Genomic DNA, 25359 nt, shown 5'->3' with positions numbered 1-25359 from the left:
TCAGCTCCATCGCGCTGCGTGGACTCGTGAGGGGCACACAGGGGAGGCTGCAGTTGCTCTGTTCGGCCCTGAGCCGGCCACGGGTGGAATTCGAGGTGTCGAACCAAAAGATCAAAGGGCCGGGCTCGAAAACCTGGTCGAGAGCGCTCGAACAGGGATTGGATGTGTCAGGACGGTATGCTGTTCCTTAAGATCGTAATCTCCTCATCCTGAATCGCGAGCGCATCCTGCAGTTTTGAAATTTCGGCAGCCTGCTTATTCAACTTGGTGAGGCGTTCTTGAGCCAGCCTCATGTAGAAATTGCGACTCGCCTCCGTTTCTTTGCTTGTTTTGGTCAGCGATTTGTTCGAGGCTCTCGCATCTTGAAGCTGAGTAAACCAGTAGATGACCTCAAGCCGGCTCAGCTCTAAAAGCTCCTCCGGAAGCTTCGGAGCAACCTGGCAGGCAGTCTCCTCTTTCTGCTGCACTCGCTTGGCTTTGATCTCTTTGAGTTTCTCAAGAGGCCATTTGCGGTTGTAAATGGTATTCCGGTGCACCCCTGACAGCTTGGCCAGCGATGAAGCAGAAGCGGACAGAGAGGAGTCCTTTTCTAGGCGTCGCAGTGCCATGTTCAGCTGTTGAGTGATAGCCGCTGCCAGTTCCGCGTTCTTGTCGTCGTAGGGTGCCGAGCTCATACGACCAGTTCCTCTCCCAAGCCTTCAAGCACCGCTCTAGCCTCCGCAATAGCGGCCTTCAACTGAGCGACCGATTTGTCGATGTCGCCATGAATGATCTCGTCGCTCGACTCAATTTTTTTCAGGGCAATTGTGTTTTGCACATAAACCTCTCGCCATTTGGGAGCATTCGCCTTAGTCACAAAGGCGTTTTTACACCGGTTTGGGTTGCACCGAAGCGAGCCGATGCAGGGGACGGAAACATCAAATTCTTCTGTGGCCTCGCCATAGCAGAAGCCTTGGCCTACGTTGATGATGGCGAAGTCATTTTCCACCATCCGATCAAAGATCTCCTCTTTGGTGTAACCAGCTTCAATGTATCCCTGATAATATTTTTTCAGCCGCTCCCGGTAAGCACCTGCATGTTCACCGACATAGCTTCCGTCTGGGTCACAAGTGTTCTGTATCAGTTCGAGTTCAGCTTCATGCCGAATAGATCTCCCGACTGACCTGCCCCCGTCTGCAGTAAGAGCGTCACCAATACCGCCGTAGTCAATCGTCACGGCACTCATGCGATGTTGCCCTATTGCACCGACCACGTTTCCGAAATGCTTCAACTGGTAGGAAACGAACGGAAGCCCTACCGCTGCTCGCATCATTTGATGCGCCAATGAGTGCCGTAGCGTGTAAGCAGATACGTCCAGAGATTCGAGTTCTTCAAAATCTAAAACCTTTGCCAAGAATGCGCACAAGACGTATGTAAAATCTCCGATTGAGTTGGCTTTGTCTTTCTCGCCAAGGGCAATAGTATTCATATTGGAAATTAGGTAGGGGTTTTGCTTGAATCTGTTCAAAATTTGGAGGGTTCGCACGGCGTCCATGACAATAGGGATTGCCGCCCACTTATCGCCAAAGAGCTTGCCTGCCAGTTCGCGGTTTTTGATGACGGTGCTCAAAATCAGATTGTGGCCAAAATCGTCTTTGACCAAACAACCTTCAGCCATAATTCCCGAAAGCTCGGAGGGCCTCATGCCCGTATACTGGCCGATGATGTAATATGCACTGTTACTAACGTGGGTCAGATATTGATAGAAATCATCATCAAGATTTGCTTTAGTTAGCAGGCGCAGGGCGTCTTTCTTCTTGAACATGCCCTCACGCCCTGGTTGTAGTGACCAGAACTCCGCATCCTTGGAGTACAAGAGGGGCTCGATCTCTTTTCCTGTGTAGCCTCGGGATGACATTCTGATAACAACATATATGTCAAAATTCTTTTTGGTTAGTTTGATCTCTGCGGCTGCGTTGTAGCCATCCGCAGTCACACGCTCAAGTCCGTCTTGGTCATAGATCTTCTCTTTAAGCGCCCGGAGAAAATCTACGACTACAAATGTAGCCTTGCGAGAGCACTTTTCAAAAACTCTATTGCTGAAGTGCTTCTGCTTAACCCTTTTTTTGGGGTTTGTCACACTGTTTTGCTTCCACTCCAGCGTATGCATTTCTACATGGGGGAGAGGTTTATCAAACAGGTTTTCGTGCAAAAAATTTGACCGCAGGTACTTGAAGCCTTGGTTCGTTGCGCGTCGAAATGCTCGATCAAAAACCTTGGCTTCTTCGATATAGTCACTTTCAAGAAAATCGGCGAGGCTGTAATAAGAGAGCTCGAAGTATTCGTCACCGTGCTCACGTCGCTTTCGCTCACACATCTTGTCGAAGAACGGTATCATTGATTTAAAGATCTCAATCACCGTGTGAGGTTTAGGAGTGACCAGTCGATCACCGCGACGGATTGCTCCGGGCATTTGAAGTGCACACACGAAGGCAATCTTCAGCTCAAACAAGATCGTGCTGTTGAGGTTTGGGTAGTTCGTGAAGTCGATCTTGGACTTTGAGCCCTCAATGAGCCTTGCGAGTGGTTCTGCTTCATCGTTGAAGTCCCATACAGGATCCCGGAGCACGCTGAGCTTGCTCACGGGAAGGCTCATGAGCGTATTGAAGACTGCTACAGGGTCGTACACAGCGCTGCTCTGCTGTAGGCTCGCATCTTCGCTCGCATACCATGCGTAATGCACATTCTGGGCGCTAAGTAGGCGCACGAAGTGCTCCCTCACCGGCTTGATTTGGTAGATCAGGGTGTCGAAGGTTGCGGTTGCGATCATAGGGTCATTCCTTCTACCAGAGTGCTCGTGAGGATGTGTTCAGACAGGCGCTCTGCATGCTCCAGCTGCTCGGCGTCGAAGCCTTGGGCCGAAGGCGTCAGGATGCTATCCAGGGTCTCCAGGTTCTCTCGGATGACGCGTCCATAGGGAGTCCGACCTACCCCAGTGGTTTCCATCATAGATCGGTAGTCACGTCGCATCGCGAACAGGTCTGGCAGGTTGGATACCGAAATGATGCTGTTGCGGCAAGACAGACATTTGTTCAGCAGCGCGCACGGGTTGCCTTCCTTGTAGCCAAGCGAGTTACGGATCTCTGGCGGTGGATCGTAAACGTTTCGGCACTCCACCAAGCCCGTCCTGATGATGACCGCTGGTGAGCTAGGATTGTTGGTGGTGTCGACGTTGCTATTGGCCGGTGCTTTGATGTAATCGCCACTCGCCTGGGCCAGCACATACTCCTTGTGGATCTTTTTCAGGGCCTCATCCACTACCTTTCTTGCCTTCTTGCTGAATTCCAGCTTGTCGAGATAGCTGATCGTGGTACTGACGTGTTTGTGGCCGAGAATCATCTGAATTTCTCGCAGTGACACATCTTGCTCAACTAGTTCCGCAACGAGACTAGGCCTCAACCTCGAAGCCGAAATCGACAAATCGCTGTCGTCGTCTTTCTTTAAGTTATGATCTTTTGCAAACCGATTCATCATCAAGTTAATGATGTTGGAGCCTTCAAGCGATTTGACTTCGCGGTACTCAGACATCTTCAGAGATTCATAGATGAACAGCTTTTCTTTGACGGCCGGGGTAGCGCGCTCACGGATGTATCGAGTCAAAAGCCTCACACCATTGAAGATTTTTTCGACTTCTACGCTCTGCGCGACGCTCAGCCACATGAGGTCAGCATGAAACAAATCAAGATGGTAGAGTTTTTCACCGCCCGACCGTTCTTTCCAGTAGCGGAGATAGGGCCGCTTGGTGATATCGTGGCTTTTAATGAAGTCATCAATGTCAAGCGTTTTCAGCGAGTCCGCGTTAAGCCCAGTGACCTGTGCGAGGCGGGTCACATACGGGGCTAATAGTCTTGAGGTGAGCTCATAGATCATGCCCCAGCTTGCATAAATATCAGCGATGCTCATGCTGGAGTAATTCAGGATTCTACTGAATCCCTTCTCGTAGGGGTTGTCCTTGTCAGCAAAGGCAGTACTTACACGCCGGCAGTCGAGCTTGTTCTCGAAAATCCATCTGGCATTTTCTAATGTGCCAAAGCCCTTTTGCAAATGACCTTTTTCATTGATTGGGTCGCATCCACCATTAAATTTTACATAATCGGCTGCAATTGCATTGGTTTCCCAAATTTCCGATTCGCATGCATCTTTAATTATGAGTCGCTCTCGGGATGTGTAAGGACGATACTCGTCGGTGGAACGAGTCGTTTCAAATCCTTGGGTGTCAACAAAAGATGTAAAGCTGATACCTTTTATCTTGAGTGCGCGATTCATCAACTTGCGGGTGCATGAGAGAGCATTTTGCGCAGTGTGTGTTGACATTGCCCCAACGAGTATTTGTTCTTTAAGGTGATTCCGCAGGCGCGTCAGATAATTAGGCGTGATGCATGCAAGTGCACGCTCCGTTCCCGTGAATCCAACTCCCTTCAGGTGTTGGCTGACTTGTCTAAATCCTTCGACGAAATTCAGTTGACCGGATAGCGACTTTGTTCCCATGGATGCTGCGGCGAACATATGGAAGATTTGAATAAAAGGGCGGGTAGGATCAGCTGGCACCAAGTCGTTAATGTGCGACAGAGGAATGGCGCGCAATGCATTCATCTGTGTCTGCCAAGTGTCGCCTCTTGGGTTTTCTTCCCTCTTTTGTTCAATTTCGATATTTCGCTCAGCAACGGTTTTATAGTCGCTCTTAATTACTCCGCGCTTTTTCAGATCCTCCAGGATTTCGTTAAAGGTATCTTCGACGAGTGGGATGTTTAAGCGCGCCCATTTGAGGTTACCCATTCCTGGGACTTTACCCAGGCACTTACTGACGGAAATAGTCTGGCCGAATACTGGGATAGCCTGCTTTTCTGAATCCGAAAGGCCTTCGTACCAGCACAGCAACTTGCGTCGCCATTCATTGGCAATTGAGTTGTGCCCAAGGATAATTATTTTTTCGTCAATCATCCGTTGGGTAACTGAGTCGAGGATCTCCGACCTCAGCTTAATAACGTTGTAAGTTGCGTTCACCTGTTTTACCAGCCAGGTCGGCGCAATGCTAGGTTCATTCTTTTGATTAAGCTGCACATCAAGCAGATTCTTTCTACGCGATTTGATATGCGTGGCCCAGGCCTCGATCTCCCGTGTGATATCGCGCTTCAAGCGCTTGCGCTTGGCTGGTTGGATCGGGGCTTCTTGAAGAGCGCCTTCAGGAGCTTCGTAGTTCATTTCTTGTCTCCTGTACGAATGCGCTTGTGAGTCCTTTCACGGAGCAATTCCATCTCGCTGGCTTTGGTCTTAACCAACGGGCTCGGCTCAGCAAGTAATTGGTACAGATCCAGAGGAATCAGCGTGTATCCCTCAGACGTCATCTCCCGCCTATGTCCATACGACTTCGAAAGCGTGCTAAGACGATCCAGATAGTCCTTGCCCAGGTCTGGGCTTTTGAGAATCGCGTATGCCCCGCCGTGACGCAGCTTATGGGGCGCGATAAGCCTTCCGACTTTCCCAGCTTTCAAAGCCCGCTTGGTCACGCGATCAAACAGCTTCTCAATGCTCTTAGTCTTGTAGGGCTCACCATGCGCGTTGAAGAACGCAGGCGTTTCCTCTGGACTCGGGTACCGCTTGGCGAAACGGCGGTAAAGCGGGGTCTTGTGGTAGTCCTCGATGCGCTCCAGCGTCGTACGGCTGACCAGCGTCGTGCGGGGATTGATCTGGTTCTTCTTCCCCTTACTCCCCGCAATGTGGAGCGGGCAGTAGGGCGCCTTCATCGGTGTGACGCTCGCGTTACCCTGAGTAATGAACTGGAGCTTTTGGAAGTCGAGCGCATCCCGAACCGCCTGCAGCGTAAGGCGGGGGACTTCTGACCTACGCATGCCCGTGTCGTACACCGCCTGAATCAGGCACCGCTCACGATCCGAGTCTGCGTGGAGGATGAGTTGTTCCAACTCATCCATACTGCAGGGCTGGATGATGCCGAGGGTGTTCGCCTTACCGCTCCAGATCAAACCGTATTCGTACGGGTTATCTTCCCGTAGGGCCGGGGTTTCGTCGAAGCGCTTACACAGGTACTCGGTAAAGAAGTGGTGGTGGGCGGCGTCTCTGCCTTGGACTGTTTTGGGCGCCAGGCCTGCAGTGTTGAGGTTGGCCAGGTACTGCTCGAGTCTGCCTATGGTCACGCTCAGCAGCGCTTCATCACGATCACTGCTCTCGAACTCCACCTGGCCTCTCAGGTAGTTCAAGAGGTAAGAGATGCGGCTTGCATAGGATGTGGTGGTGGTATCGGCCAGCAGGTTCTTTCGGTAGTTGCGGCACAGGTAGTCCGAGGTCAGGGGCTGAAGCTGCTCTCCAGTCCCCATCAACACGCACCCTGTTACCTCTACTGCTGGGTTCTTGCCTTCAGGCTGGGCAAGGAACTGCTCTCGGTACTCGCCTTGGGCTAGGACTGAGTCGCTCAGGTCTAGGGGCTTCTCTTTGACTGTGACCACCTTCACCTTCATCTACGCACCACCTTTGGATTCCGTTCCAGCCGTTTGGGGAACATGCGGTGTGCATTATGAATGGGGAGGAGGGACAGAAGGAAGGGGGTGGGACGGGGTGTACAGAGGGGGTTGTGCAGTTTAGTGTAGGGGGGTAGAAATCACCGCTTCCGCCGCCTGGTCAGTGCCGATCACCAGGCCATGGGCCGCGCCGGCGATGGTGTATTGGGCGACCATGCGCATACGCGCCTTGGTGTTGCCCAGCACAAAGTCGACCGACACCGCGTGTTTGCCTTCGAACGCTGCGACTTCGCTGGCCAGCGCCTTGACTGCCGGGCCAATGTTCACGGTGTGGCGCTCATCCGGTTCGATGAAATCCACTGACGCCTGGGCATCGTGTTCGTCGAATTGGGTCTCGTAGGGCAGGCGGACGGCAATGAACTTGTAGCTGTCGTCACCGGTGCTGTCGCGCAACTCGCGCATGGCACGCTGGGCCAACAGGCCGGCGGTGAGGGAATCAACGCCGCCGCTGATCCCCAGCACCAGTGCCTTGAGCCCGGAATTGACCAGGCAATCCTGAATGAACGTGATCCGTCGAGCGACTTCAGCCTCAAGGGCGGCATCGTCGGCGAATGGTGGTTGAACCTTGAGCTGCTCAGCAATCTCACGCTGTACGGCTTGCATGAATTCACTCCTTGCTTGATGTGCTGGAAAGGGCGGCAGGAACTTTGAAAACGTGTCGCAAATAGGCGACGAAGTTGGGGTCTTTGCAGTGGGTCTTGCCCGGTTCATCGGAAATCTTGGCCACCGGCTGACCGTTGCAGGCGGCCATTTTAAGCACGATGCTCATCGGTTCAACCCCTGGAATATCGCAGGTCAGGTTGGTGCCGATGCCAAAGCTGACATTGATCCGCCCGCGCAGCGCCCGGAATATTTCCAGGGACTTGGGCAGCGTCAGGCTGTCGGAGAACACCAGGGTCTTGCTCATCGGGTCGATGCCGAGCTTGTGGTAGTGGGCGATGGCTTTTTCCGCCCAGATTATCGGATCCCCGGAGTCGTGGCGCAGGCCATCGAAAAGCTTGGCGAAGTACAGGTCGAAATCGCCCAGGAAGGCATCGGTGGTAATGCAGTCAGTCAGTGCGATGCCGAGCAGGCCCCGATACTCGCGGACCCAGCAATCCAGCGCGGCAATCTGGCTGTCGATCAGGCGCGGTCCGAGTTGCTGGTGCGCCATGATCCATTCGTGGGCCATGGTGCCCAAGGGCTTCATGTCCAGCTCCCGGGACAGGTGGACGTTACTGGTGCCGACAAAACGCCCGGGGAAGTCGTGCTTGAGCACGTTCACCACTTCTTCCTGCACCCGGTAGGAAAACCTGCGGCGGGTGCCGAAATCGGCGACCTGCAGCTCGGATAACTCATCGGCAGCAGCATTGGCCGTCAGCCAGTCGAATTTGCGATAAAGCTGCTCGCGCGCCTGTTCCAGGACGACTTCCCGGTACCGATAGCGGTTGCGCACTTCGCTGACGATGGACAGCAGCGGTACTTCGAACAAAATCACATGCAGCCAGGGCCCGCGCAGACGGATGAACAGCTCGCCGTTCTCGATCCCGGTGTGCACGTAGCGCAGGTTGAAACGAAACAGTCCGAGAAAGCGCAGGAAATCCGGTTTCATGAAGCTGATGCGCTCCATGAAACCCAGTTGATCGGCGGTCAGGCTCAGCTCGGCGAGGCGCTCGATCTGAAAGCGAATCTCGGCCAGGTACGGGCGCAGATCCTCGCTGTTGCGGCAACGAAACTCCCATTCCACTTCCACGTTCGGGTAATTGTGCAGCACCGCCTGCATCATCGTCAGTTTGTAGAAGTCGGTGTCGAGCAGGTTCTGCACGATGCGATCGGCAAATACGCTGTCGCTCATAACGGGGTTCTCCAGGCTGGCCGCGGCCTGTGGCGGCGACATTGCAGCTGATTCAATGAATGGGGCTAGTGGCGCATATCAACGGCAGTTATTGCCAGCGATTTTTTAGACGCTGGAGATCCCGTGGGAGCGAGCCTGCTCGCGATAGCGGTGTGTCAGTCACCTGAATGTCGGATGTGTCGACGCTATCGCGAGCAGGCTCGCTCCCGCAGAAGGCGGTGTGATGCCTCAGTTTTGCGGCATTTCCGGGCTATCAATCTGCTCCAGCATCCACTTCACGAAATCGCGCACCTTCGGCACGTCCGCCGAATGTTCCGGGTATGCCAGGTAGTAAGAATCAGTGCTGGGCATCGCATGCTTCCAGGGTATGACCAGTTTGCCGTCGGCCAATTCCTCTTCCACCAGAAACCTGGGCAACAACGCCACGCCACAGCCTACCTGGGCGGCGCGGATGCACATGTAGAAGGTTTCGAAGCGCGGCCCGTGGTAGCTGTGTTCGGTGTGATAGCCCTGACTGTCGAACCAGTCGTGCCAGGCCTGTGGCCGGGAGGCGTTTTGCAGCAGGACCAGGTCAGCGAGCTGGGTTGGGTCGGTGAAAGGTGTGGCCGGAAGGCTGCCCGGGGCACACACCGGAACCAGCTCCTCGCTGAACAGCTTCAGGCATTCGGTGCCCGGGCGTGACCCTTGGCCAAAGTAGAACGCCAGGTCGCTGCGGCCTTGCAGCAAATCATCGGCTTCCTGTTCGCTGCACAGGTCCAGATGGATCGACGGATGCCGCAGGCGCCAGCCTTTCAGGCGCGGCACCAGCCAGCGCGCGCCAAAGGTCGGCGGCGTCGAGACCCGCAGGACTTCGGTTTCTCCACCGTAGGAACGCAGATAATGGGTAGACATCTCGACCTGAGTGAGGATTTTTCGTACCTCCACCAGGTACAGATCGCCTGCCGGAGTCATCTGCAGGCGGCGACGCACCCGGCGAAACAGCAGGTGTTGCAATAACTCTTCAAGTTGCGCCACCTGTTTGCTGACGGCGCTTTGGGTCAGGTTCAGCTCTTCGGCGGCCCGGGTGAAGCTCAAATGCCGGGTGACAGCCTCGAAACACTGCAGCGCGGTGATCGATGGCAGGTAGCGTTTGTTCAGCATGGGCGATCCTTTCTTCTTGTCTCTTTATTGCCAGCAATGCACAGCATGAATAAACGGAATGATATCTCTCTTAAAGGTCGTTTGTTGAGTAACCTCCGGAAAGCTAAAACTACAGGCCTGATCAGCCGTGATCGTGCGGCTGCACACGTTCTGTCTTTTGTTTGAGGAGTGACCCATGGTTGCCGCATTGCTTGATCGTCTTGGTGTAAACCCGGCCCTGTACCAGAACGGCAAAGTGCCGGTGCATTCACCGATCGATGGCAGCCAGATTGCTGCCGTCAACTGGGAAGGGGCTGCCGAAGTCGAGCAGCACATCAGTCGTGCAGATCATGCGTTCGAATTGTGGCGCAAGGTGCCGGCACCGCGCCGGGGCGAATTGGTGCGCCAACTGGGCGACATTCTTCGCGAATACAAGGCCGACCTCGGCGAGCTGGTGTCGTGGGAAGCGGGCAAGATCACCCAGGAAGGCCTGGGTGAAGTTCAGGAAATGATCGATATTTGCGATTTCGCTGTCGGTTTGTCACGACAGCTGTACGGTTTGACCATCGCCTCCGAGCGCCCGGGCCACCACATGCGTGAGACCTGGCATCCGCTGGGCGTGGTCGGGGTGATCAGCGCGTTCAACTTCCCGGTGGCCGTCTGGGCCTGGAACACCACCCTGGCACTGGTGTGCGGTAACCCGGTGATCTGGAAGCCGTCCGAGAAAACTCCGCTGACCGCCCTGGCATGCCAGGCACTGTTTGATCGGGTGCTGAAAAACTTCAGCGACGCACCGCCGCATTTGAGCCAGGTCATCATTGGCGGTCGCGATGCCGGTGAAGCCTTGGTGGATGACCCGCGCGTGGCGTTGGTCAGCGCCACCGGCAGCACCCGCATGGGCCGCGAAGTGGCCCCGAAAATCGCTGCGCGTTTTGCCCGCAGCATCCTTGAGCTGGGCGGCAACAATGCGATGATCCTTGGCCCAAGTGCCGACCTGGACATGGCCGTGCGCGCCATCCTGTTCAGTGCTGTCGGCACCGCCGGCCAGCGCTGCACCACCTTGCGCCGCCTGATTGCCCATGAATCGGTCAAAGAAGAGATCGTGACCCGCCTGAAAGCCGCTTACTCAAAAGTGCGCATCGGCAACCCGCTGGAAGGCAACCTGATTGGCCCGCTGATCGACAAGCACAGCTTCGAGAACATGCAGGACGCGCTGGAGCAGGCTTTGAGCGAAGGTGGCCGGGTATTCGGCGGCAAGCGCCAGCTGGAAGACCAATACCCGAACGCCTATTACGTTCAGCCTGCGATCGTCGAGATGCCGGAGCAGAGCGATGTAGTGTGCAGCGAAACCTTCGCACCGATTCTCTACGTGGTCGGTTACAAGGATTTCGAGGAAGCCTTGCGCCTGAACAATGCAGTGCCTCAAGGCCTGTCTTCGTGCATCTTCACCACTGACGTGCGCGAAGCCGAGCAATTCATGTCAGCGGTCGGCAGCGACTGTGGTATTGCCAACGTCAACATCGGCCCGAGCGGCGCGGAAATCGGTGGCGCATTTGGTGGCGAGAAAGAGACCGGCGGCGGACGCGAGTCGGGCTCGGATGCATGGCGCGGTTATATGCGTCGCCAGACCAATACCGTGAACTATTCGCTGGAGTTGCCGTTGGCTCAGGGGATCACGTTTGACTAAGTGATGGTGGTGAGCTTGAAAAGATCGCAGCCTTCGGCAGCTCCTACAGGATCGTGCCTGGCTGCGGTTTTGTAGGAGCTGCCGAAGGCTGCGATCTTTTGATGTGTTGGTTAGGTTTCTGTTGGAGTCTGGCAATGCCGCTACGCGAAGAATGTCTGTGGGAAAAACTGACGCCGCAAAGGCCCGACAATGCTTCGCTCAAAGGCGAGGTCAAGGCCGATGTCTGCGTGATTGGCGCGGGCTTCACCGGGCTGTCGGCGGCGGTGCATCTGCTGGAGCAGGGCAAGACGGTCTGTGTGCTGGAAGCGCATCGGGCCGGGCATGGCGGTTCCGGGCGTAACGTCGGCCTGGTCAACGCCGGTATGTGGATCCCGCCTGACGAGATCGAAGCCGGGTTCGGCGAGGCAGTGGGCAGTCAGCTCAATCGCATGCTCGGTGCAGCGCCGTCCCTGGTGTTCAGCCTGGTCGACAAGTACAACATCGATTGCCAATTGCGCCGCGAAGGCACGCTGCACATGGCGCATAACGCCCGTGGCGAAGCGGATCTGCGCAGTCGCGAAGAACAATGGAAACGTCGCGGCGCGCCTGTGGAATTGTTGACAGGCCAGGCCTGCGAGCAAGCCACCGGTACCCGCAAAATTGCCGCCGCACTGCTGGATCGGCGTGCCGGTACGATTAACCCGATGGCCTACACCAGTGGCCTGGCCAAGGCAGCCATTGGCCTGGGCGGGCAGCTGTTCGACCATTCAGCGGTGACTCGGCTGGAGCGTCAGGGCCAGAAATGGTCGGTGCAGACTGCGCAGGGTTCGGTGTTGGCCGAACAGGTGGTCATCGCGTCCAACGCCTACACCGAGGGCGACTGGACCGAACTGCGGCGTAATTTCTTCCCCGGTTATTACTACCAGGTGGCGTCAGTCCCGCTGACTGAAGAAGCCGCGCAACAGATCCTGCCCGGTGGCCAGGGGTCCTGGGATACCCGGCAAGTGCTCAGCAGTATTCGTCGCGATAAAGACGGGCGTCTGCTGCTCGGTAGCCTCGGCAACGGCAATCAAAAGCCGGTGTGGTTCCTCAAGGCGTGGGCGGATCGGGTACAGCAGCATTACTTCCCCTATCTCAAGCCGGTGGAGTGGGAGTGCACCTGGACCGGCTGCATCGCCTTCACCCCGGATCACCTGATGCGCCTGTTCGAACCAGCGCCCGGAATTGTGGCAGTCACCGGATACAACGGGCGCGGGGTCACCACGGGGACGGTGGTTGGCAAGGCGTTTGCCGATTACCTGTGTAACGGCAATCCTCAGGCGTTGCCGATTCCGTTTGCACCCATGCAACCCCTGACAGGCGTGGGCATACGCAGTTGCCTCTACGAGGCGGGCTTCTCGCTGTATCACGCAGGCCAGTGCCTGCGCATCGTCATTTGATTGTTGAAAGATGTTACTGAAAAGCGGCGCTTTTTCGAGCAGCGACTAGCCTGTAATGGTGCGGGTTGTAGCAGTCCCGCACCAGCGGTGTGCACTTCGGTGACGCACGATGTTACAGGCTGGTTGCACGTCGTTTGGTGTCGCGGTTGCAATGATGGCGCGGGCGGGTTGCGCCTTCGGGAATTAATGGTTTTACCTTCTGCGGTTTAGACGGTTGCACGCCCAATGAAGACGGGTTCAAAACAGTCGGAATAACAATAACTCAGCGACTTTTTCAAGAATAAAAAACCGATGGCACGGCCCTTGCTCTGAGCATTCAGTGAAGTCGCAGTGCCAACTAAAAAAAACCTTGGAGCACCACCTCATGTCCCAGACGTTTTACAAGAAAGGCTTTCTGGCCCTCGCAGTGGCAGCTGCGTTGGGTGTTTCTGCGTTTGCACAAGCTGATGTGAAAATCGGTGTGGCGGGTCCCATGACTGGCGCTAACGCGGCATTTGGCGAGCAGTACATGAAGGGTGCACAGGCTGCGGCCGATGCGGTCAACGCAGCAGGCGGCGTCAACGGGGAAAAAATCGTACTGGTGAAGGGCGATGACGCCTGCGAACCGAAACAGGCTGTGACGGTCGCCAAGGACCTGACCAACCAGAAAGTGGCAGGCGTGGTCGGCCATTTCTGCTCCTCGTCGACAATCCCGGCCTCCGAGATCTACGACGAAGCGGGCATTATCGCCATCACCCCGGGTTCCACCAACCCACAGGTGACCGAGCGCGGCTTGAGCGCCATGTTCCGTATGTGCGGGCGTGACGACCAACAGGGCATCGTCGCTGGCGATTACATTGTCGATGTGCTCAAGGGCAAAAAAGTGGTCGTGCTGCACGACAAGGACACCTACGGCCAGGGCCTGGCTGATGCTACCAAGGCTCAACTGGTCAAGCGCGGCGTTACGCCAGTGCTGTATGAAGGCCTGACCCGCGGCGAAAAAGACTTCAGCACCATTGTTACCAAAGTCCGCGGCGCTGGCGCCGATGTCGTCTACTTCGGTGGCCTGCACCCTGAAGCCGGTCCTCTGGTTCGCCAGCTGCGTGAGCAAGGCCTGAAAGACGTCAAGTTCATGTCCGATGACGGCATCGTGACCGACGAACTGGTGACCACCGCTGGCGGTCCGCAATTCGTTGATGGCGTGCTGATGACTTTCGGCGCTGATCCGCGCCTGCTGCCAGACAGCAAGGCTGTGGTGGATGCGTTCCGCAAAGCTGGCACCGAGCCTGAAGGCTACACCCTGTACGCCTACGCTTCGGTTCAGACCCTGGCGGCAGCGTTCAACGGCGCCAAGTCCAACAGTGGCGAAAAAGCGGCTGAGTGGCTGAAGAAGAACCCGGTCAAGACTGTCATGGGTGAAAAGACCTGGGACAGCAAGGGCGACCTGAAAGTCTCCGACTACGTGGTTTACCAGTGGGACAAGGATGGCAAATACCACCAGCTGGAAAAACAGAAGTAAGGGCTGACTCGATCGGCTGAATCCACAGTTCCCCTGTAGGAGCGAGCTTGCTCGCGATGACGGACTGACAGGCAACGCATTCGTTGAATGTTAAACCGCAATCGCGAGCAAGCTCGCTCCTACAGGGGGGCGGTGGTGTGAAGTCTGATCCTGACTGACATTGCTCCGACGTATATCTGTATTTTCCTTAGAAGAACCGCGCACCGACGGTGCGCAGGTTCTCACTGCGTGAGATTGCGTTATGGATGGTATTTTCCTGCAGCAACTGGTCAACGGCCTGACCCTCGGGTCGGTCTATGGCCTGATCGCCATCGGCTACACAATGGTCTATGGCATCATTGGCATGATCAACTTCGCCCATGGCGAGGTTTACATGATTTCCGCTTACCTCGCGGCGATCAGTCTGGCTCTGCTGGCATACTTCGGTATTGAATCCTTCCCGCTGCTGATGCTCGGCACGCTGATCTTCACCATCATCGTCACGGCGGTGTATGGCTGGGTCATCGAGCGCGTCGCCTATAAACCCCTGCGTAACTCCACCCGCCTGGCACCGCTGATCAGCGCCATCGGCATCTCCCTGATCCTGCAAAACTATGCACAGATCGCCCAGGGCGCCAAGCAACAAGGCGTACCCACCCTGCTTACGGGGGCCTGGCGTGTCGAGGTCGGCACAGGTTTTGTGCAACTGACCTACACCAAGGTGTTCATTCTGGTCGCAGCATTTGCCGGCATGGCGTTGCTGACCTACATCATCAAGTACACCAAGCTCGGCCGCATGTGCCGCGCGACCCAGCAAGACCGCAAGATGGCCTCGATCCTGGGGATCAACACCGACCGGGTGATTTCCTACGTGTTCATCATCGGTGCAGCCATGGCAGCCCTGGCCGGCGTGCTGATCACCATGAACTACGGCACTTTCGACTTCTATGCCGGCTTCATCATCGGGATCAAGGCGTTTACCGCTGCGGTACTCGGCGGGATTGGCTCGCTACCGGGAGCGATGCTCGGCGGGATCATTCTCGGGATCTCCGAGTCGCTGTTCTCCGGCCTGGTCAACTCGGACTACAAAGACGTCTTCAGCTTCTCGCTGCTCGTTCTCGTTCTGGTCTTTCGGCCCCAAGGCCTGCTCGGCCGTCCTCTTGTGTCGAAGGTGTAAGCGATGTCTTCAACCACTAAAAAAACCATTGATCTCAAAAGAAGCCTGGTTGACGCGATTCTTGCCGGTCTGGTTGCCCTGATTGTGTTCGGCCCGATTGTCGGCGTGGTCCTCGACGGATACGGCTTCAATCTGGAAACGACGCGCGTGGCCTGGATTGTCGCGATCGTCATGGCGGGGCGCTTTGCCCTGAGCCTGTTCCTGCAGACCCCCAAAGGCCTGAAAATCCTCGAAGGTTTTGAAAGCACCGGCTCCGGCGTGCACGTGCTGCCACCGGATTACAAATCACGGTTGCGCTGGATAATCCCGCTGTTGATTGTCATCGCCGTAGTCTTCCCGTTTTTCTCCAACTCCTACCTGCTGGGCGTGGTCATCCTCGGCCTGATCTACGTGCTGCTCGGCCTCGGCTTGAACATCGTGGTCGGTCTGGCCGGCCTGCTCGACCTTGGCTACGTGGCGTTCTACGCCATTGGCGCCTACGGCCTGGCACTCGGTTACCAGTACCTGGGCCTGGGCTTCTGGACGGTACTGCCGCTGGCGGCGATCATGGCGGGCCTGGCCGGTTGCATCCTCGGTTTCCCGGTATTGCGCCTGCACGGCGACTACCTGGCGATCGTGACCCTGGGGTTTGGTGAAATCATCCGGCTGGTCCTCAACAACTGGCTGTCGTTGACCGGTGGCCCGAACGGCATGGCTGCACCTCTGCCGACGTTCTTCGGCCTGGAGTTCGGCAAGCGCGCCAAAGATGGCGGGGTGCCTTTCCACGAGTTCTTCGGCATCGCCTACAACCCGGACGTGAAGTACTACTTCATCTATGCGGTGTTGTTCCTGGTGGTCCTGGCCGTGCTGTACATCAAGCATCGTCTGGTCAAGATGCCCGTCGGCCGTGCCTGGGAAGCCTTGCGCGAAGATGAAATCGCCTGCCGGTCCATGGGCCTGAACCACGTACTGGTCAAGCTCTCGGCTTTTACCATCGGTGCGTCGACTGCGGGTCTGGCCGGGGTGTTCTTCGCCACTTATCAAGGCTTCGTCAACCCGACCTCGTTCACCTTCTTCGAATCGGCGCTGATCCTGGCCATCGTGGTCCTGGGTGGGATGGGCTCGACCATCGGCGTGGTGATTGCAGCCTTCGTACTGACCGTTGCGCCGGAGCTGCTGCGTGGGTTCGCAGAGTACCGGGTGCTGTTGTTCGGCATCCTGATGGTGCTGATGATGATCTGGCGACCGCGCGGCCTGATCCGGATCAGCCGTACCGGTGTGACCCCGCGTAAAGGAGTAGCGCCATGAGCGAAGTCGTCCTCTCGGTCGAAAAACTGATGATGCACTTTGGCGGCATCAAGGCGTTGAGCGATGTCAGCCTCAAAGTGCACCGCAACTCGATCTTCGCCCTGATCGGCCCCAACGGCGCAGGCAAGACGACGGTGTTCAACTGCCTTACCGGCTTCTACAAGGCGTCTGGCGGCAAAATCGAGCTCAATGTGCGGGGTGAACGCACCAACGTCATCCAGCTGCTTGGGGAGTCCTTCAAACCGACCGATTTCGTGTCGCCAAAATCTTTCCTCAGCCGCATGTACTACAAGATGTTCGGCGGCACCCACCTGGTAAACCGTGCCGGCCTGGCGCGCACTTTCCAGAACATTCGCCTGTTCAAGGAAATGTCGGTGCTGGAAAACCTCCTGGTGGCCCAGCACATGTGGGTCAACCGCAATATGCTGGCCGGCATCCTGAACACCAAGGGTTACCGCAAGGCGGAAAGTGATGCCCTGGACCATGCGTTCTATTGGCTGGAGGTCGTGGACCTGGTGGATTGCGCCAACCGCCTGGCCGGCGAGTTGTCCTATGGCCAGCAACGCCGTCTGGAAATTGCCCGGGCCATGTGCACGCGGCCGCAGATCATCTGCCTCGACGAACCGGCCGCCGGCCTCAACCCTCAGGAAACCGAAGCGCTGAGCGCGATGATCCGGCTGCTGCGCGACGAGCATGATCTGACCGTGGTGCTGATCGAACACGACATGGGCATGGTAATGAGCATTTCCGACCACATTGTGGTGCTGGACCACGGCATCGTCATTGCCGAAGGCGGACCGGAAGCGATTCGCAACGATCCGAAAGTGATTGCGGCCTACCTGGGCGCTGATGAAGAGGAGTTGGTATGACTCAACCGATCCTCGAGCTAAAGGAGCTGGACGTGTTCTACGGGCCGATCCAGGCCCTGAAAAAAGTCTCGCTGCACATCAACGAAGGTGAAACCGTCAGCCTCATCGGCTCCAACGGTGCCGGCAAGTCGACCCTGCTGATGTCAATCTTCGGCCAGCCCCGTGCGGCTGACGGACAGATTATCTACCAGGGCGTCGACATCACCCATAAGTCGTCCCACTACATTGCGTCCCATGGCATTGCGCAGTCGCCGGAAGGCCGGCGGGTGTTCCCCGACATGACCGTCGAGGAAAACCTGCTGATGGGTACCATCCCGATTGGCGACAAGTACGCCAAAGAAGACATGCAGCGCATGTTCGAGCTGTTTCCGCGGCTCGAAGAGCGGCGTACCCAGCGGGCCATGACCATGTCCGGCGGCGAGCAGCAAATGCTCGCCATCGCCCGGGCGTTGATGAGCCGGCCGAAGTTGCTGCTGCTGGATGAGCCGAGCCTGGGCCTGGCGCCGATTGTGGTGAAGCAGATCTTCTCGACCTTGCGAGAGTTGGCGAGTACCGGCATGACCATTTTCCTGGTCGAGCAGAACGCCAACCATGCGTTGAAGCTGTCGGACCGGGCGTACGTGATGGTCAACGGTGAGATCCGCCTCACAGGCACCGGCAAGGAGCTGCTGGTGAACGAGGAGGTGCGTAACGCTTATCTGGGCGGGCATTGATTCATTGCCGAGATATCAACAGCCCCGACGAGCGATCGTCGGGGCTTTTTTATCTTCACTGCTGCCGGACCCTGTGGGAGCGCGCCTGCTCGCGACAGTGGAATGTCAGTCGAAAAACGTCCCGCAGGACGACCGCTATCGCGAGCAGGCTCGCTCGCGCAGGTGCAGGCTGCGCGGTATTTCGAAATTGTGGAAAACAATATTCACGAGCTCTTAAACCGCGACATAAAGCCGCTGCAAATAGTTGTTTTGTCACGGTTTTGACTTGTCCCCGTTTGCTGTGGAACTGGCTGTGAATAACGTGGGAGTAGCTGGCTGAGAGCCACGGTAATCAAGGCCTGTAGCAAGGTGGTTGTTATTTGATCAGGCATTTTTGGCGGTTGGTTGGCCGGCTTTGTCAACCATTTTGTTGGACGTTGAATGGGTCTAAATCCAAGCCGGTCACCCTGTGGATAAGTCTGTGGTTAAACTCTGGAAAGACTCGGCTGAGGGCCGTAGTTACTGGCTTGGAGCCATCGTCTATTACGCAGCTGGATCGTGCAAAATGCCATGGGCTACAACGCCCGTGGTCGAGGGTCAAGCTAAAAACTTTGCGATCTGCCCGCAAAGCCTTGTACACAGCGGCTTGCGGCTTTTTGACTTGCCCCCGTTAACTGTGGACCTGCCTGTGGATAACGTGCGCGTACATGGCTGCAAGCCAGGCAGGCCATGGCTTGGCGCTGGTTGGTCGTTTTTTGTACAGTGGCTCGATGTTGCCGGTGCCTGCAAGGCAGGGCATGCTGCCGGCTGATTATCTATTCCAATGGCTGTTCGTCAGCCGAAGCTAGGAGAACACGATGTCCGACACCCTGTTTATCACCGGCGCTACTTCCGGTTTTGGTGAAGCCTGTGCCCGTCGTTTTGCCGAGGCGGGCTGGAAACTGGTGCTGACCGGCCGTCGTGAGGAACGCCTCAACGCCCTATGTGCCGAATTGTCCGAGCAGACTGAGGTACACGGCCTTGTGCTGGATGTGCGGGATCGCCAGGCCATGGAGGACGCGATTGCCAACTTGCCGCCGTCTTTCGCCACATTGCGCGGCCTGATCAACAATGCGGGCCTGGCTTTAGGGGTCGATCCTGCGCCCAAGTGTGATCTCGATGACTGGGACACCATGGTCGACACCAACGTCAAGGGCTTGATGTACAGCACCCGCCTGCTGTTACCGCGCCTGATCGCCCACGGTCGTGGTGCTGGCATCATCAACGTGGGTTCCGTTGCCGGTAACTATCCGTATCCGGGCAGCCACGTGTATGGCGCGACCAAGGCCTTCGTCAAACAGTTCTCCCTGAGCTTGCGCTGCGACCTCCAGGGCACTGGCGTGCGCGTGAGCAACATCGAGCCGGGCATGTGCGAAAGCGAGTTTTCGCTGGTGCGTTTCGCGGGTGACCAGGAGCGCTACAACGCGACCTACGCCGGCGCCGAGGCGATTCAACCGCAGGACATCGCCGATACTATTTTCTGGGTGCTTAATGCGCCGGCGCACATCAACATCAATAGTCTTGAGCTGATGCCGGTGAGCCAGACCTGGGCTGGGTTTGCCATTCATCGTGATGGCGGCAAGGCTTGATCCTGAGTGATGGCCATCGCGAGCAAGCTTTGCTCCCACGGGAGAAAGCTTGCTCGCAGTGAAGGCTGTCACCTGCAGGAGCAAAGCTTGCTCGCGATGACGGCTGCCGGATTAGCCCAGATAGTCCGCCAGCCCGCGATAACAGGTCGCCAGATGATAGGGCGTGGTTGAAGGCATATCCTTGCGGCTCACCTGGCCCAGTTCATCACGACACTCATGCCAGCCTCCGGCATGCAGGAAGTTCTGCTGCAAGGCCAGGAGTTGACGCTGCACTGCGGCTTCGGCGTCTGGCCTCAAGGTCAGCGCACGCAGGTATTCCGCCTGGGCCCAGATGCGCTGGGTGGCGTCCCTGGCCTTGCCGTTAAGGTCGAGCATGGCCTTGACGGCGCCTGAGTGTGGATCCACCCCCGATTGTTTGGTGAAGGCGAACGCCCGCTCCAGTGAGCCGTGCAGCTGCGAGCCGCGCAGCAGCGGTGACGATTCGAGCAGGAAGTACCATTCAAACTGGTGCCCCGGTTCATACCAGTTATCCACAGCGCCCAGCGGCTTCTCCATCAGTACGCCTTGCTGCGGATCGATGAAACGTTGCTGCATGGCTGTGCATAACGTCACCAGCATGCTTTGCACAGCGTCGTCCTGACGTGCCGCCAGCGTCGCCAGGAAGGCTTCTGCCAAGTGCATCAGGGGGTTCTGCAAGGGCCCGGTTTGCAGCGATGACCAGTCGCGCTCCAGACACGCCTCGTACAGGCCGTCGCCTGTTGCGAAGCGCTGCGCAATCACCTCCAGCGCGGTATCGAGCAGGTGCCCGACTGAAGGCTCGCGCACCTTGTCCCAGTAGTGTGCACAGGCGAACAAGATGAACGCGTGGGTGTAGAGGTCTTTGCGCTGGTCCAGTGGCGCGCCCAGCGCGTCGATGCTGTAGAACCAGCCACCGTGTTCGGCGTCGTGGAAGTGTCGTTGCAGAGAACTGAACAGCTGCGCGCTGCGTTCTTCGGCGGCAGGCACCTGGCCGATCAGGCTGGAAAACACATACAGCTGCCGCGCGCACGCCATGGCCCGATAGCGCTGGGGCGGCAGTGGCGAGTGTTCGGCATCCAGTGCCTCGTAGGGCAGGGCCAGTTCAGCGTTCCAGCCGGGGCCTTGCCACAGTGGCACGATCACTTCCTGGAAATGCTGCTGCACCGAGGCGAACAGGGCGGTCAATTCTGGCTGGGAGGCGGAGCGGGAAACAGGCTGCATTGGCTGGCGTCGTCACGGCAGGGGCGATTGCGCGACATGTTAGCAGGCCTGAGAGATGCGGTGTCTGTCAGGCCGCCATCGCGGGCAAGCCCGGCTCCCACAGGACCCGGGCTGGAATCCGGTTAGGGGTGTTCACAACCCCCCTAGGGGACCCGGGCTGGAACCCCATTGTCTGTATCCACAGAACCCTGTGGGAGCCGAGCTTGCTCGCGATGAGGCCTGCCCAGGCCATACAGAACTCAGCCCGCCAGCAACCAGGCCCCGGTCGCCGCCGAGGCCGCACCTGCCAGCCTGACCAGTGGCGCCGCTGCCTGCGGCAACACTCGAACCACCGCATAACCTGCGGCATGCAATGCCGCCGTCGCCAGGACAAATCCGGCCGCGTAGGCCCATGGGCTGGACATGTCAGGCAGTTCCAGGCCATGGGCCACGCCATGAAACAGTGCAAACAAAGCCGTTGCCCCGACCGCCATGGCCAAAGGGGGACGTACCGCCAAAGCCACTGCCAGACCCAGGGCCAGCACCGACGCCGCGATCCCGCTTTCCAGCGCAGGCATACTCAAACCTTCAAAGCCCAATATCCCGCCAAGCAACATGGTGCCGACGAAAGTGCAAGGCAGTGCCCAGCGCGCGGCGCCTTGCTGCTGCGCCGCCCACAAACCCACGGCAACCATCGCCAGCAAGTGATCAAGGCCACCGATCGGGTGGCTGATACCCGCGATCCATCCATTGTCGCCATGGCCCGGGTGGGCAAAGGCGACAGCCGGTGTCAGCAGCAGCACGATGGCGCCGAGAATGCGTTTGAGTGTCATGTAGAGCTTCCTTGTTGAAAATGTGAAAGGGTCAGGCCGCGGTCAGCAGGCCCTGACGCTCGATGAAAGCGATGATTTCTTCCAGGCCCTGGCCGGTTTTCTGGTTGCTGAAGACGAACGGCTTGCCGTTACGCATGCGTGTGGTATCGCTGTCCATCAACGTCAAGGACGCGCCTACCAATGGCGCGAGATCGATCTTGTTGATCACCAGCAAGTCGGACTTACAGATCCCCGGCCCGCCCTTGCGTGGCAGCTTGTCGCCGGCCGATACGTCGATCACGTAGATGGTCAGGTCGGACAGCTCGGGGCTGAAGGTTGCCGAAAGGTTGTCGCCGCCGGACTCCACCAGGATCAGATCCAGCCCCGGGAAACGCCGGTTCAACTGATCCACCGCCTCAAGATTGATCGAAGCGTCCTCGCGGATTGCGGTGTGCGGGCAGCCGCCGGTTTCCACGCCAATGATGCGTCCCGGGGCCAAGGCTTCGTTGCGCACCAGGAAATCGGCGTCTTCGCGGGTATAGATATCGTTGGTCACCACTGCGAGGTTGTAGCGATCACGCAGGGCCAGGCACAGGGCCAGGGTCAGGGCTGTTTTGCCGGAGCCGACCGGGCCGCCGATCCCTACGCGCAAGGGTTGTGTATTCATGTGATTCTCCTAGGAACGGAATAGACGGCTGTACTGGCGCTCGTGGGCCATACACGCCAGGGACAGGCCGAAAGCGGCGCTGCCATAGTGTTCAGGGGTAATACGCGTGGCGTTTTGCTGGCCCTGCTGCAGAAGGGGCAGCAATTGGCTGGTAAGCCGCTGGGCGGCCTGCTGGCCAAGGGGCAGGGTTTTCATCAACACCGCCAATTGGTTTTCCAGCCAGCTCCACAGCCAGGCGGCCAAAGCGTCCTGCGGGCTGATCTGCCAGGCGCGAGCGGCCAGGGCCCAGCCCAGGGCCAGGTGGGGTTCCGGGCGCTGTGCAAGAAAGGCCCGTGCCGGTGGATCAAGCTCGGGCAAGCCATTGAGCAACTGCTGCAGGGAATAACCCATCTGCCGACTTTCCTGATGCAACTCGCGGGTTTCGCGGCTGGCGCGGTGTTCCTCGCAGCGTTGCAGCAATTCGCCCCAGTTGTCGGCGGCGGCCGCCTCGCAATGGGCCAGTAGCAGCGGCGCTTCAAAACGAGCCAGGTTGAGCAGCAACTGGTCGCTGATCCATTGGCGGGCGGTGTCCGGGTCATGGACCCGGCCATTGTCCACCGCCATTTCCAGTCCCTGGGAATAGCTGTAGCCGCCAATCGGCAATTGCGGACTGGCCAGGCGCAGCAGCGCCCAGGCCGGATTCATAAACGCACGCCGAACTGGTGCAGTTTCGGCGGGTAGTTGAAATCTTCATCGCCGTGGCGCGAGTGGTGATGGCCGCCGCCGTAAGCACCGTGTTCCGGCTGGAACGGCGCTTCGATGTTTTCGACCTTGGCATCCAGCTGTTCAAGCATGGCCTTGAGCACGTAATCATCGAGCAGGCGCAGCCAACCGTCGCCGACTTGCAGCGCAACGTGGCGATTGCCGAGGTGATAGGCCGCACGGGTCAGTTCGAAGGCGTTGGCGCAGGTGACGTGCAGCAGTTGTTCGGGACGGGCGCACACGCGCACGACGCGGCCGTCCTCAGCCTGCAGGCATTCGCCGTCATACAGCGGCGGCTGACCGCGTTCCAAAAACAACCCGACGTCTTCCTGTTCGGCACTGAAACAGCGCAAACGGCTTTTGCTCCGGGCTTCGAAGGTCAGGTGTAACTCGGCGGCCCAGACGGGTTGAGGGTCGATCCTGCGATGAATCACCAGCATCGGAAAGCTTCCAGCAATGAACGATAGTCATGCTAGAGCAAGGGGCTTGCCAGATCGGCGGCGTGTAGGAAATAGCTGTCGGAAGCGTAGTAAATATCTTAACTGCTCGACTGTTTTGCCTGATGTTGGTGCGCTGCATTTTGGTGCTGCACCATGTTGTGGCGAATTGCCTAAGTCACCTATTCGGTGCTGCCAAGTCCTTGCCAGTGCTTGAGGCCGATAAAGATGAAACGCAATTGCTGGGTAATTTTTGCCTGCGGCGTTAGGTGATCAGGCAGGGCTTGGGCCGGCGGGTCGATGATGTCCGGCAAAGTGGCAAATACGCTTTTGACGATCAGGTCGGCCATGACATTCAGGCCGGCGAGGTCCAGATGCTGCAGTTTTGGCATCAGGGACAGATCTGACGCAAGGTCTGAGCTGATGTCCTCACGCAAACGGCCAATGGCCTGGCGAACCGGTAGCGAACCGCCATACTGCTCGCGCGCCAGAAACAGGAATTGCGAGCGATTGGCTGAAACTACGTCGAGAAATATGCGCACCGACGCATCGATAATGCCGCCCATGACAAACTCATTGTGGCGCACCAAGCGGATGGTTTCGCGGAAGGTCTGGCCGACTTCGCTGACCAGTACCAGGCCCAATTCATCCATGTCGGCGAAATGTCGATAAAACCCGGTAGGCACAATGCCGGCGGTCTTGGCCACTTCGCGCAGGCTCAGGCTGCCGAATCCGCGGCCGCATTCCATCAGGTGGCGGGCAGCGTCCATCAAGGCACTACGGGTTTGTTGTTTCTGTTCGGCGCGGGGCAGCATCGGCAGGGTGATTTCTGGACAGGGACAGCGACGCACTCTAGCAAATCGGCTTTGCCTGCGTCGAACGACTATCGAGGGGTAAAGCGGGGGATTTGCTACTTTCAGAAAGTCAAAAGCCCAATCGACAGACTGGGCTTTTTTTCAGGGCCGCCATGGGCTCAGCTCAAGGCGCTGTTGCGTTCGATTACACGGTCACCACCACCTTCGGCAAGCGTCTGGCCTTGTGGGGTACGATCGGAACCGTCGGCAGCCAGGGTTTGACCTTGTGGAGTGCGATCGGAACCGTCAGCAGCCAGGGTTTGACCTTGTGGAGTGCGATCGGAACCGTCAGCAGCCAGGGTTTGACCTTGTGGCGTACGATCGGAACCGTCAGCAGCCAGGGTTTGGCCTTGTGGCGTACGATCCGAACCATCAGCAGCCAGGGTCTGGCCTTGTGGAGTGCGGTCCGAGCCGTCCTGGGTGATCAGGCCTTTTTCTTTCAAACGATCGTTACCGCCTTCAGCCAGGGTCTGGCCTTGTGGAGTGCGATCCGAACCGTCGGCAGCGATGGTTTGGCTGAATACCGAGCGGCTGTCTTTGACTTGTGGGGTAGCCTGGTCAGCAGCTGGCAGAGCGAAAGCGGTGCTGGCTAGCATGGAAAGGGTAAGGCTTAGCAGTAATTGGCGTTTCATGATGGGTTGCTCCTTGGGGGGGCGATAAAGTGGGTACGAGGTCAATGCTACTCTCGATAAGTCGATATAAAAGTTCATAAACGCAATGGTAATAATCAACGGAATTGATTGTTCTGCGAAATGGCTCTAGACCGGGCGTTTCCGGCGGGTGTTTTCGCACCGGGGTGGGTATTTTCGACTCACACGTGCGACGTAAAAGTGCGGTGTCGGTAACGCCTTATCGAGTGGGCAGTCTGTC

General features: G+C 57.6%; 21 protein-coding genes and 1 pseudogene. 8 read left to right on the top strand and 14 right to left on the bottom strand.

From position 1 onward, the window contains the following. Nucleotides 1-167: 167 nt before the first annotated feature. The 7 genes and pseudogenes from AAEZ05_RS09800 to AAEZ05_RS09770 all read right to left on the bottom strand — a co-directional run bounded on the left by AAEZ05_RS09800 (nucleotide 168) and on the right by AAEZ05_RS09770 (nucleotide 9546). Complete coding sequence (locus AAEZ05_RS09800; RefSeq protein WP_350647063.1) at nucleotides 168-674, bottom strand: hypothetical protein; 507 nt, start codon at nucleotides 672-674, stop codon at nucleotides 168-170. After that, on the bottom strand, nucleotides 671-2809 hold the full coding sequence (locus AAEZ05_RS09795) for a site-specific integrase (protein ID WP_350647061.1): 2139 nt from the start codon (nucleotides 2807-2809) through the stop codon (nucleotides 671-673). Before AAEZ05_RS09795 ends, AAEZ05_RS09800 begins: the two co-directional genes overlap by 4 nt. Further along, nucleotides 2806-5241: a tyrosine-type recombinase/integrase gene (locus AAEZ05_RS09790; RefSeq protein ID WP_350647059.1), complete on the bottom strand. Its 2436-nt coding sequence runs from the start codon at nucleotides 5239-5241 to the stop codon at nucleotides 2806-2808. The genes AAEZ05_RS09795 and AAEZ05_RS09790 overlap by 4 nt, the downstream gene beginning before the upstream one ends. Continuing rightward, a complete protein-coding gene (locus tag AAEZ05_RS09785; protein ID WP_350647057.1) occupies nucleotides 5238-6512 on the bottom strand; it encodes a tyrosine-type recombinase/integrase in 1275 nt (424 codons plus the stop codon). The genes AAEZ05_RS09790 and AAEZ05_RS09785 overlap by 4 nt, the downstream gene beginning before the upstream one ends. Nucleotides 6513-6650: 138 nt before the next feature. Then, a pseudogene (gene nadE, locus AAEZ05_RS09780) lies at nucleotides 6651-7175 on the bottom strand (NAD(+) synthase); the annotation flags it as partial. Between the two features lie 4 nt (nucleotides 7176-7179). Continuing rightward, nucleotides 7180-8406 carry a nicotinate phosphoribosyltransferase gene (gene pncB, locus AAEZ05_RS09775; RefSeq protein WP_045058954.1) on the bottom strand — a complete coding sequence of 409 codons (1227 nt, stop codon included), beginning with the start codon at nucleotides 8404-8406 and terminating at the stop codon, nucleotides 7180-7182. 228 nt (nucleotides 8407-8634) lie between these two features. Continuing rightward, complete coding sequence (locus AAEZ05_RS09770; protein ID WP_045058933.1) at nucleotides 8635-9546, bottom strand: LysR family transcriptional regulator; 912 nt, start codon at nucleotides 9544-9546, stop codon at nucleotides 8635-8637. Between the two features lie 175 nt (nucleotides 9547-9721). Here AAEZ05_RS09770 and amaB point away from each other — a divergent pair, with 175 nt between their 5' ends. From amaB to AAEZ05_RS09730, 8 genes are all read left to right on the top strand, one after another. Further along, nucleotides 9722-11212: an L-piperidine-6-carboxylate dehydrogenase gene (gene amaB / locus AAEZ05_RS09765; protein ID WP_045058934.1), complete on the top strand. Its 1491-nt coding sequence runs from the start codon at nucleotides 9722-9724 to the stop codon at nucleotides 11210-11212. Nucleotides 11213-11346: 134 nt separating this feature from the next. Continuing rightward, complete coding sequence (gene amaA, locus AAEZ05_RS09760) at nucleotides 11347-12630, top strand: L-pipecolate oxidase (protein WP_045058935.1); 1284 nt, start codon at nucleotides 11347-11349, stop codon at nucleotides 12628-12630. A 364-nt stretch (nucleotides 12631-12994) separates the two neighbouring features. Further along, nucleotides 12995-14128: a branched-chain amino acid ABC transporter substrate-binding protein gene (locus AAEZ05_RS09755; protein ID WP_045058936.1), complete on the top strand. Its 1134-nt coding sequence runs from the start codon at nucleotides 12995-12997 to the stop codon at nucleotides 14126-14128. Between the two features lie 241 nt (nucleotides 14129-14369). Then, a complete protein-coding gene (locus AAEZ05_RS09750; RefSeq protein WP_045058937.1) occupies nucleotides 14370-15284 on the top strand; it encodes an ABC transporter permease subunit in 915 nt (304 codons plus the stop codon). 3 nt (nucleotides 15285-15287) lie between these two features. Then, on the top strand, nucleotides 15288-16571 hold the full coding sequence (livM, locus tag AAEZ05_RS09745; RefSeq protein WP_045058938.1) for a high-affinity branched-chain amino acid ABC transporter permease LivM: 1284 nt from the start codon (nucleotides 15288-15290) through the stop codon (nucleotides 16569-16571). Further along, nucleotides 16568-17440, top strand: a complete 873-nt coding sequence (locus AAEZ05_RS09740; protein ID WP_045058939.1) for an ABC transporter ATP-binding protein — start codon at nucleotides 16568-16570, stop codon at nucleotides 17438-17440. Before livM ends, AAEZ05_RS09740 begins: the two co-directional genes overlap by 4 nt. Further along, entirely contained in the window at nucleotides 17437-18153 is a 717-nt protein-coding gene (locus AAEZ05_RS09735) for an ABC transporter ATP-binding protein (protein ID WP_122841576.1), read from the top strand. The genes AAEZ05_RS09740 and AAEZ05_RS09735 overlap by 4 nt, the downstream gene beginning before the upstream one ends. A gap of 836 nt (nucleotides 18154-18989) precedes the next feature. Next, nucleotides 18990-19760: an SDR family oxidoreductase gene (locus tag AAEZ05_RS09730; protein WP_350647055.1), complete on the top strand. Its 771-nt coding sequence runs from the start codon at nucleotides 18990-18992 to the stop codon at nucleotides 19758-19760. Nucleotides 19761-19871: 111 nt separating this feature from the next. Here the strand turns inward: AAEZ05_RS09730 and AAEZ05_RS09725 are convergent, their stop codons facing one another. The 7 genes from AAEZ05_RS09725 to AAEZ05_RS09695 form a co-directional block, all read right to left on the bottom strand. After that, complete coding sequence (locus tag AAEZ05_RS09725) at nucleotides 19872-20999, bottom strand: AGE family epimerase/isomerase (RefSeq protein ID WP_350600584.1); 1128 nt, start codon at nucleotides 20997-20999, stop codon at nucleotides 19872-19874. A gap of 239 nt (nucleotides 21000-21238) precedes the next feature. Further along, entirely contained in the window at nucleotides 21239-21811 is a 573-nt protein-coding gene (locus AAEZ05_RS09720; protein ID WP_045058943.1) for a HupE/UreJ family protein, read from the bottom strand. Nucleotides 21812-21842: 31 nt separating this feature from the next. Continuing rightward, nucleotides 21843-22457, bottom strand: coding sequence for an urease accessory protein UreG (gene ureG / locus AAEZ05_RS09715; protein WP_045058944.1), 615 nt, complete (start codon nucleotides 22455-22457; stop codon nucleotides 21843-21845). Nucleotides 22458-22466: 9 nt separating this feature from the next. Beyond that, complete coding sequence (locus AAEZ05_RS09710; protein WP_350647052.1) at nucleotides 22467-23141, bottom strand: urease accessory protein UreF; 675 nt, start codon at nucleotides 23139-23141, stop codon at nucleotides 22467-22469. Next, the gene (gene ureE, locus AAEZ05_RS09705) at nucleotides 23138-23638 is read right to left on the bottom strand and encodes an urease accessory protein UreE (protein WP_045058946.1); all 501 of its coding nucleotides are present in this window, start codon (nucleotides 23636-23638) and stop codon (nucleotides 23138-23140) included. Before ureE ends, AAEZ05_RS09710 begins: the two co-directional genes overlap by 4 nt. 179 nt (nucleotides 23639-23817) lie before the next feature. After that, nucleotides 23818-24450 carry a TetR family transcriptional regulator gene (locus AAEZ05_RS09700; RefSeq protein ID WP_205891998.1) on the bottom strand — a complete coding sequence of 211 codons (633 nt, stop codon included), beginning with the start codon at nucleotides 24448-24450 and terminating at the stop codon, nucleotides 23818-23820. A 158-nt stretch (nucleotides 24451-24608) separates the two neighbouring features. Continuing rightward, entirely contained in the window at nucleotides 24609-25121 is a 513-nt protein-coding gene (locus AAEZ05_RS09695) for a hypothetical protein (RefSeq protein ID WP_045058950.1), read from the bottom strand. Between the last annotated feature and the right edge of the window lie 238 nt (nucleotides 25122-25359).

The organism is Pseudomonas sp. HY13-MNA-CIBAN-0226 (assembly GCF_040310305.1).
GTDB classification, from domain to species: Bacteria; Pseudomonadota; Gammaproteobacteria; order Pseudomonadales; family Pseudomonadaceae; genus Aquipseudomonas; species Aquipseudomonas gregormendelii.
This window is presented reverse-complemented; position numbering and strand designations above follow the sequence as displayed.

Bases quoted from the DNA above. Each gene is read 5' to 3' on its own strand.
- AAEZ05_RS09800 (WP_350647063.1), bottom strand. From the start codon at position 674: ATGAGCTCGGCACCCTACGACGACAAGAACGCGGAACTGGCAGCGGCT.
- AAEZ05_RS09750 (WP_045058937.1), top strand. From the start codon at position 14,370: ATGGATGGTATTTTCCTGCAGCAACTGGTCAACGGCCTGACCCTCGGG.
- amaB (WP_045058934.1), top strand. From the start codon at position 9,722: ATGGTTGCCGCATTGCTTGATCGTCTTGGTGTAAACCCGGCCCTGTAC.
- AAEZ05_RS09700 (WP_205891998.1), bottom strand. From the start codon at position 24,450: ATGCTGCCCCGCGCCGAACAGAAACAACAAACCCGTAGTGCCTTGATG.
- AAEZ05_RS09720 (WP_045058943.1), bottom strand. From the start codon at position 21,811: ATGACACTCAAACGCATTCTCGGCGCCATCGTGCTGCTGCTGACACCG.
- ureE (WP_045058946.1), bottom strand. From the start codon at position 23,638: ATGCTGGTGATTCATCGCAGGATCGACCCTCAACCCGTCTGGGCCGCC.
- AAEZ05_RS09785 (WP_350647057.1), bottom strand. From the start codon at position 6,512: ATGAAGGTGAAGGTGGTCACAGTCAAAGAGAAGCCCCTAGACCTGAGC.
- pncB (WP_045058954.1), bottom strand. From the start codon at position 8,406: ATGAGCGACAGCGTATTTGCCGATCGCATCGTGCAGAACCTGCTCGAC.
- AAEZ05_RS09795 (WP_350647061.1), bottom strand. From the start codon at position 2,809: ATGATCGCAACCGCAACCTTCGACACCCTGATCTACCAAATCAAGCCG.
- AAEZ05_RS09710 (WP_350647052.1), bottom strand. From the start codon at position 23,141: ATGAATCCGGCCTGGGCGCTGCTGCGCCTGGCCAGTCCGCAATTGCCG.
- amaA (WP_045058935.1), top strand. From the start codon at position 11,347: ATGCCGCTACGCGAAGAATGTCTGTGGGAAAAACTGACGCCGCAAAGG.
- AAEZ05_RS09725 (WP_350600584.1), bottom strand. From the start codon at position 20,999: ATGCAGCCTGTTTCCCGCTCCGCCTCCCAGCCAGAATTGACCGCCCTG.
- AAEZ05_RS09755 (WP_045058936.1), top strand. From the start codon at position 12,995: ATGTCCCAGACGTTTTACAAGAAAGGCTTTCTGGCCCTCGCAGTGGCA.
- AAEZ05_RS09695 (WP_045058950.1), bottom strand. From the start codon at position 25,121: ATGAAACGCCAATTACTGCTAAGCCTTACCCTTTCCATGCTAGCCAGC.
- AAEZ05_RS09735 (WP_122841576.1), top strand. From the start codon at position 17,437: ATGACTCAACCGATCCTCGAGCTAAAGGAGCTGGACGTGTTCTACGGG.
- AAEZ05_RS09770 (WP_045058933.1), bottom strand. From the start codon at position 9,546: ATGCTGAACAAACGCTACCTGCCATCGATCACCGCGCTGCAGTGTTTC.
- AAEZ05_RS09740 (WP_045058939.1), top strand. From the start codon at position 16,568: ATGAGCGAAGTCGTCCTCTCGGTCGAAAAACTGATGATGCACTTTGGC.
- livM (WP_045058938.1), top strand. From the start codon at position 15,288: ATGTCTTCAACCACTAAAAAAACCATTGATCTCAAAAGAAGCCTGGTT.
- AAEZ05_RS09790 (WP_350647059.1), bottom strand. From the start codon at position 5,241: ATGAACTACGAAGCTCCTGAAGGCGCTCTTCAAGAAGCCCCGATCCAA.
- AAEZ05_RS09730 (WP_350647055.1), top strand. From the start codon at position 18,990: ATGTCCGACACCCTGTTTATCACCGGCGCTACTTCCGGTTTTGGTGAA.
- ureG (WP_045058944.1), bottom strand. From the start codon at position 22,457: ATGAATACACAACCCTTGCGCGTAGGGATCGGCGGCCCGGTCGGCTCC.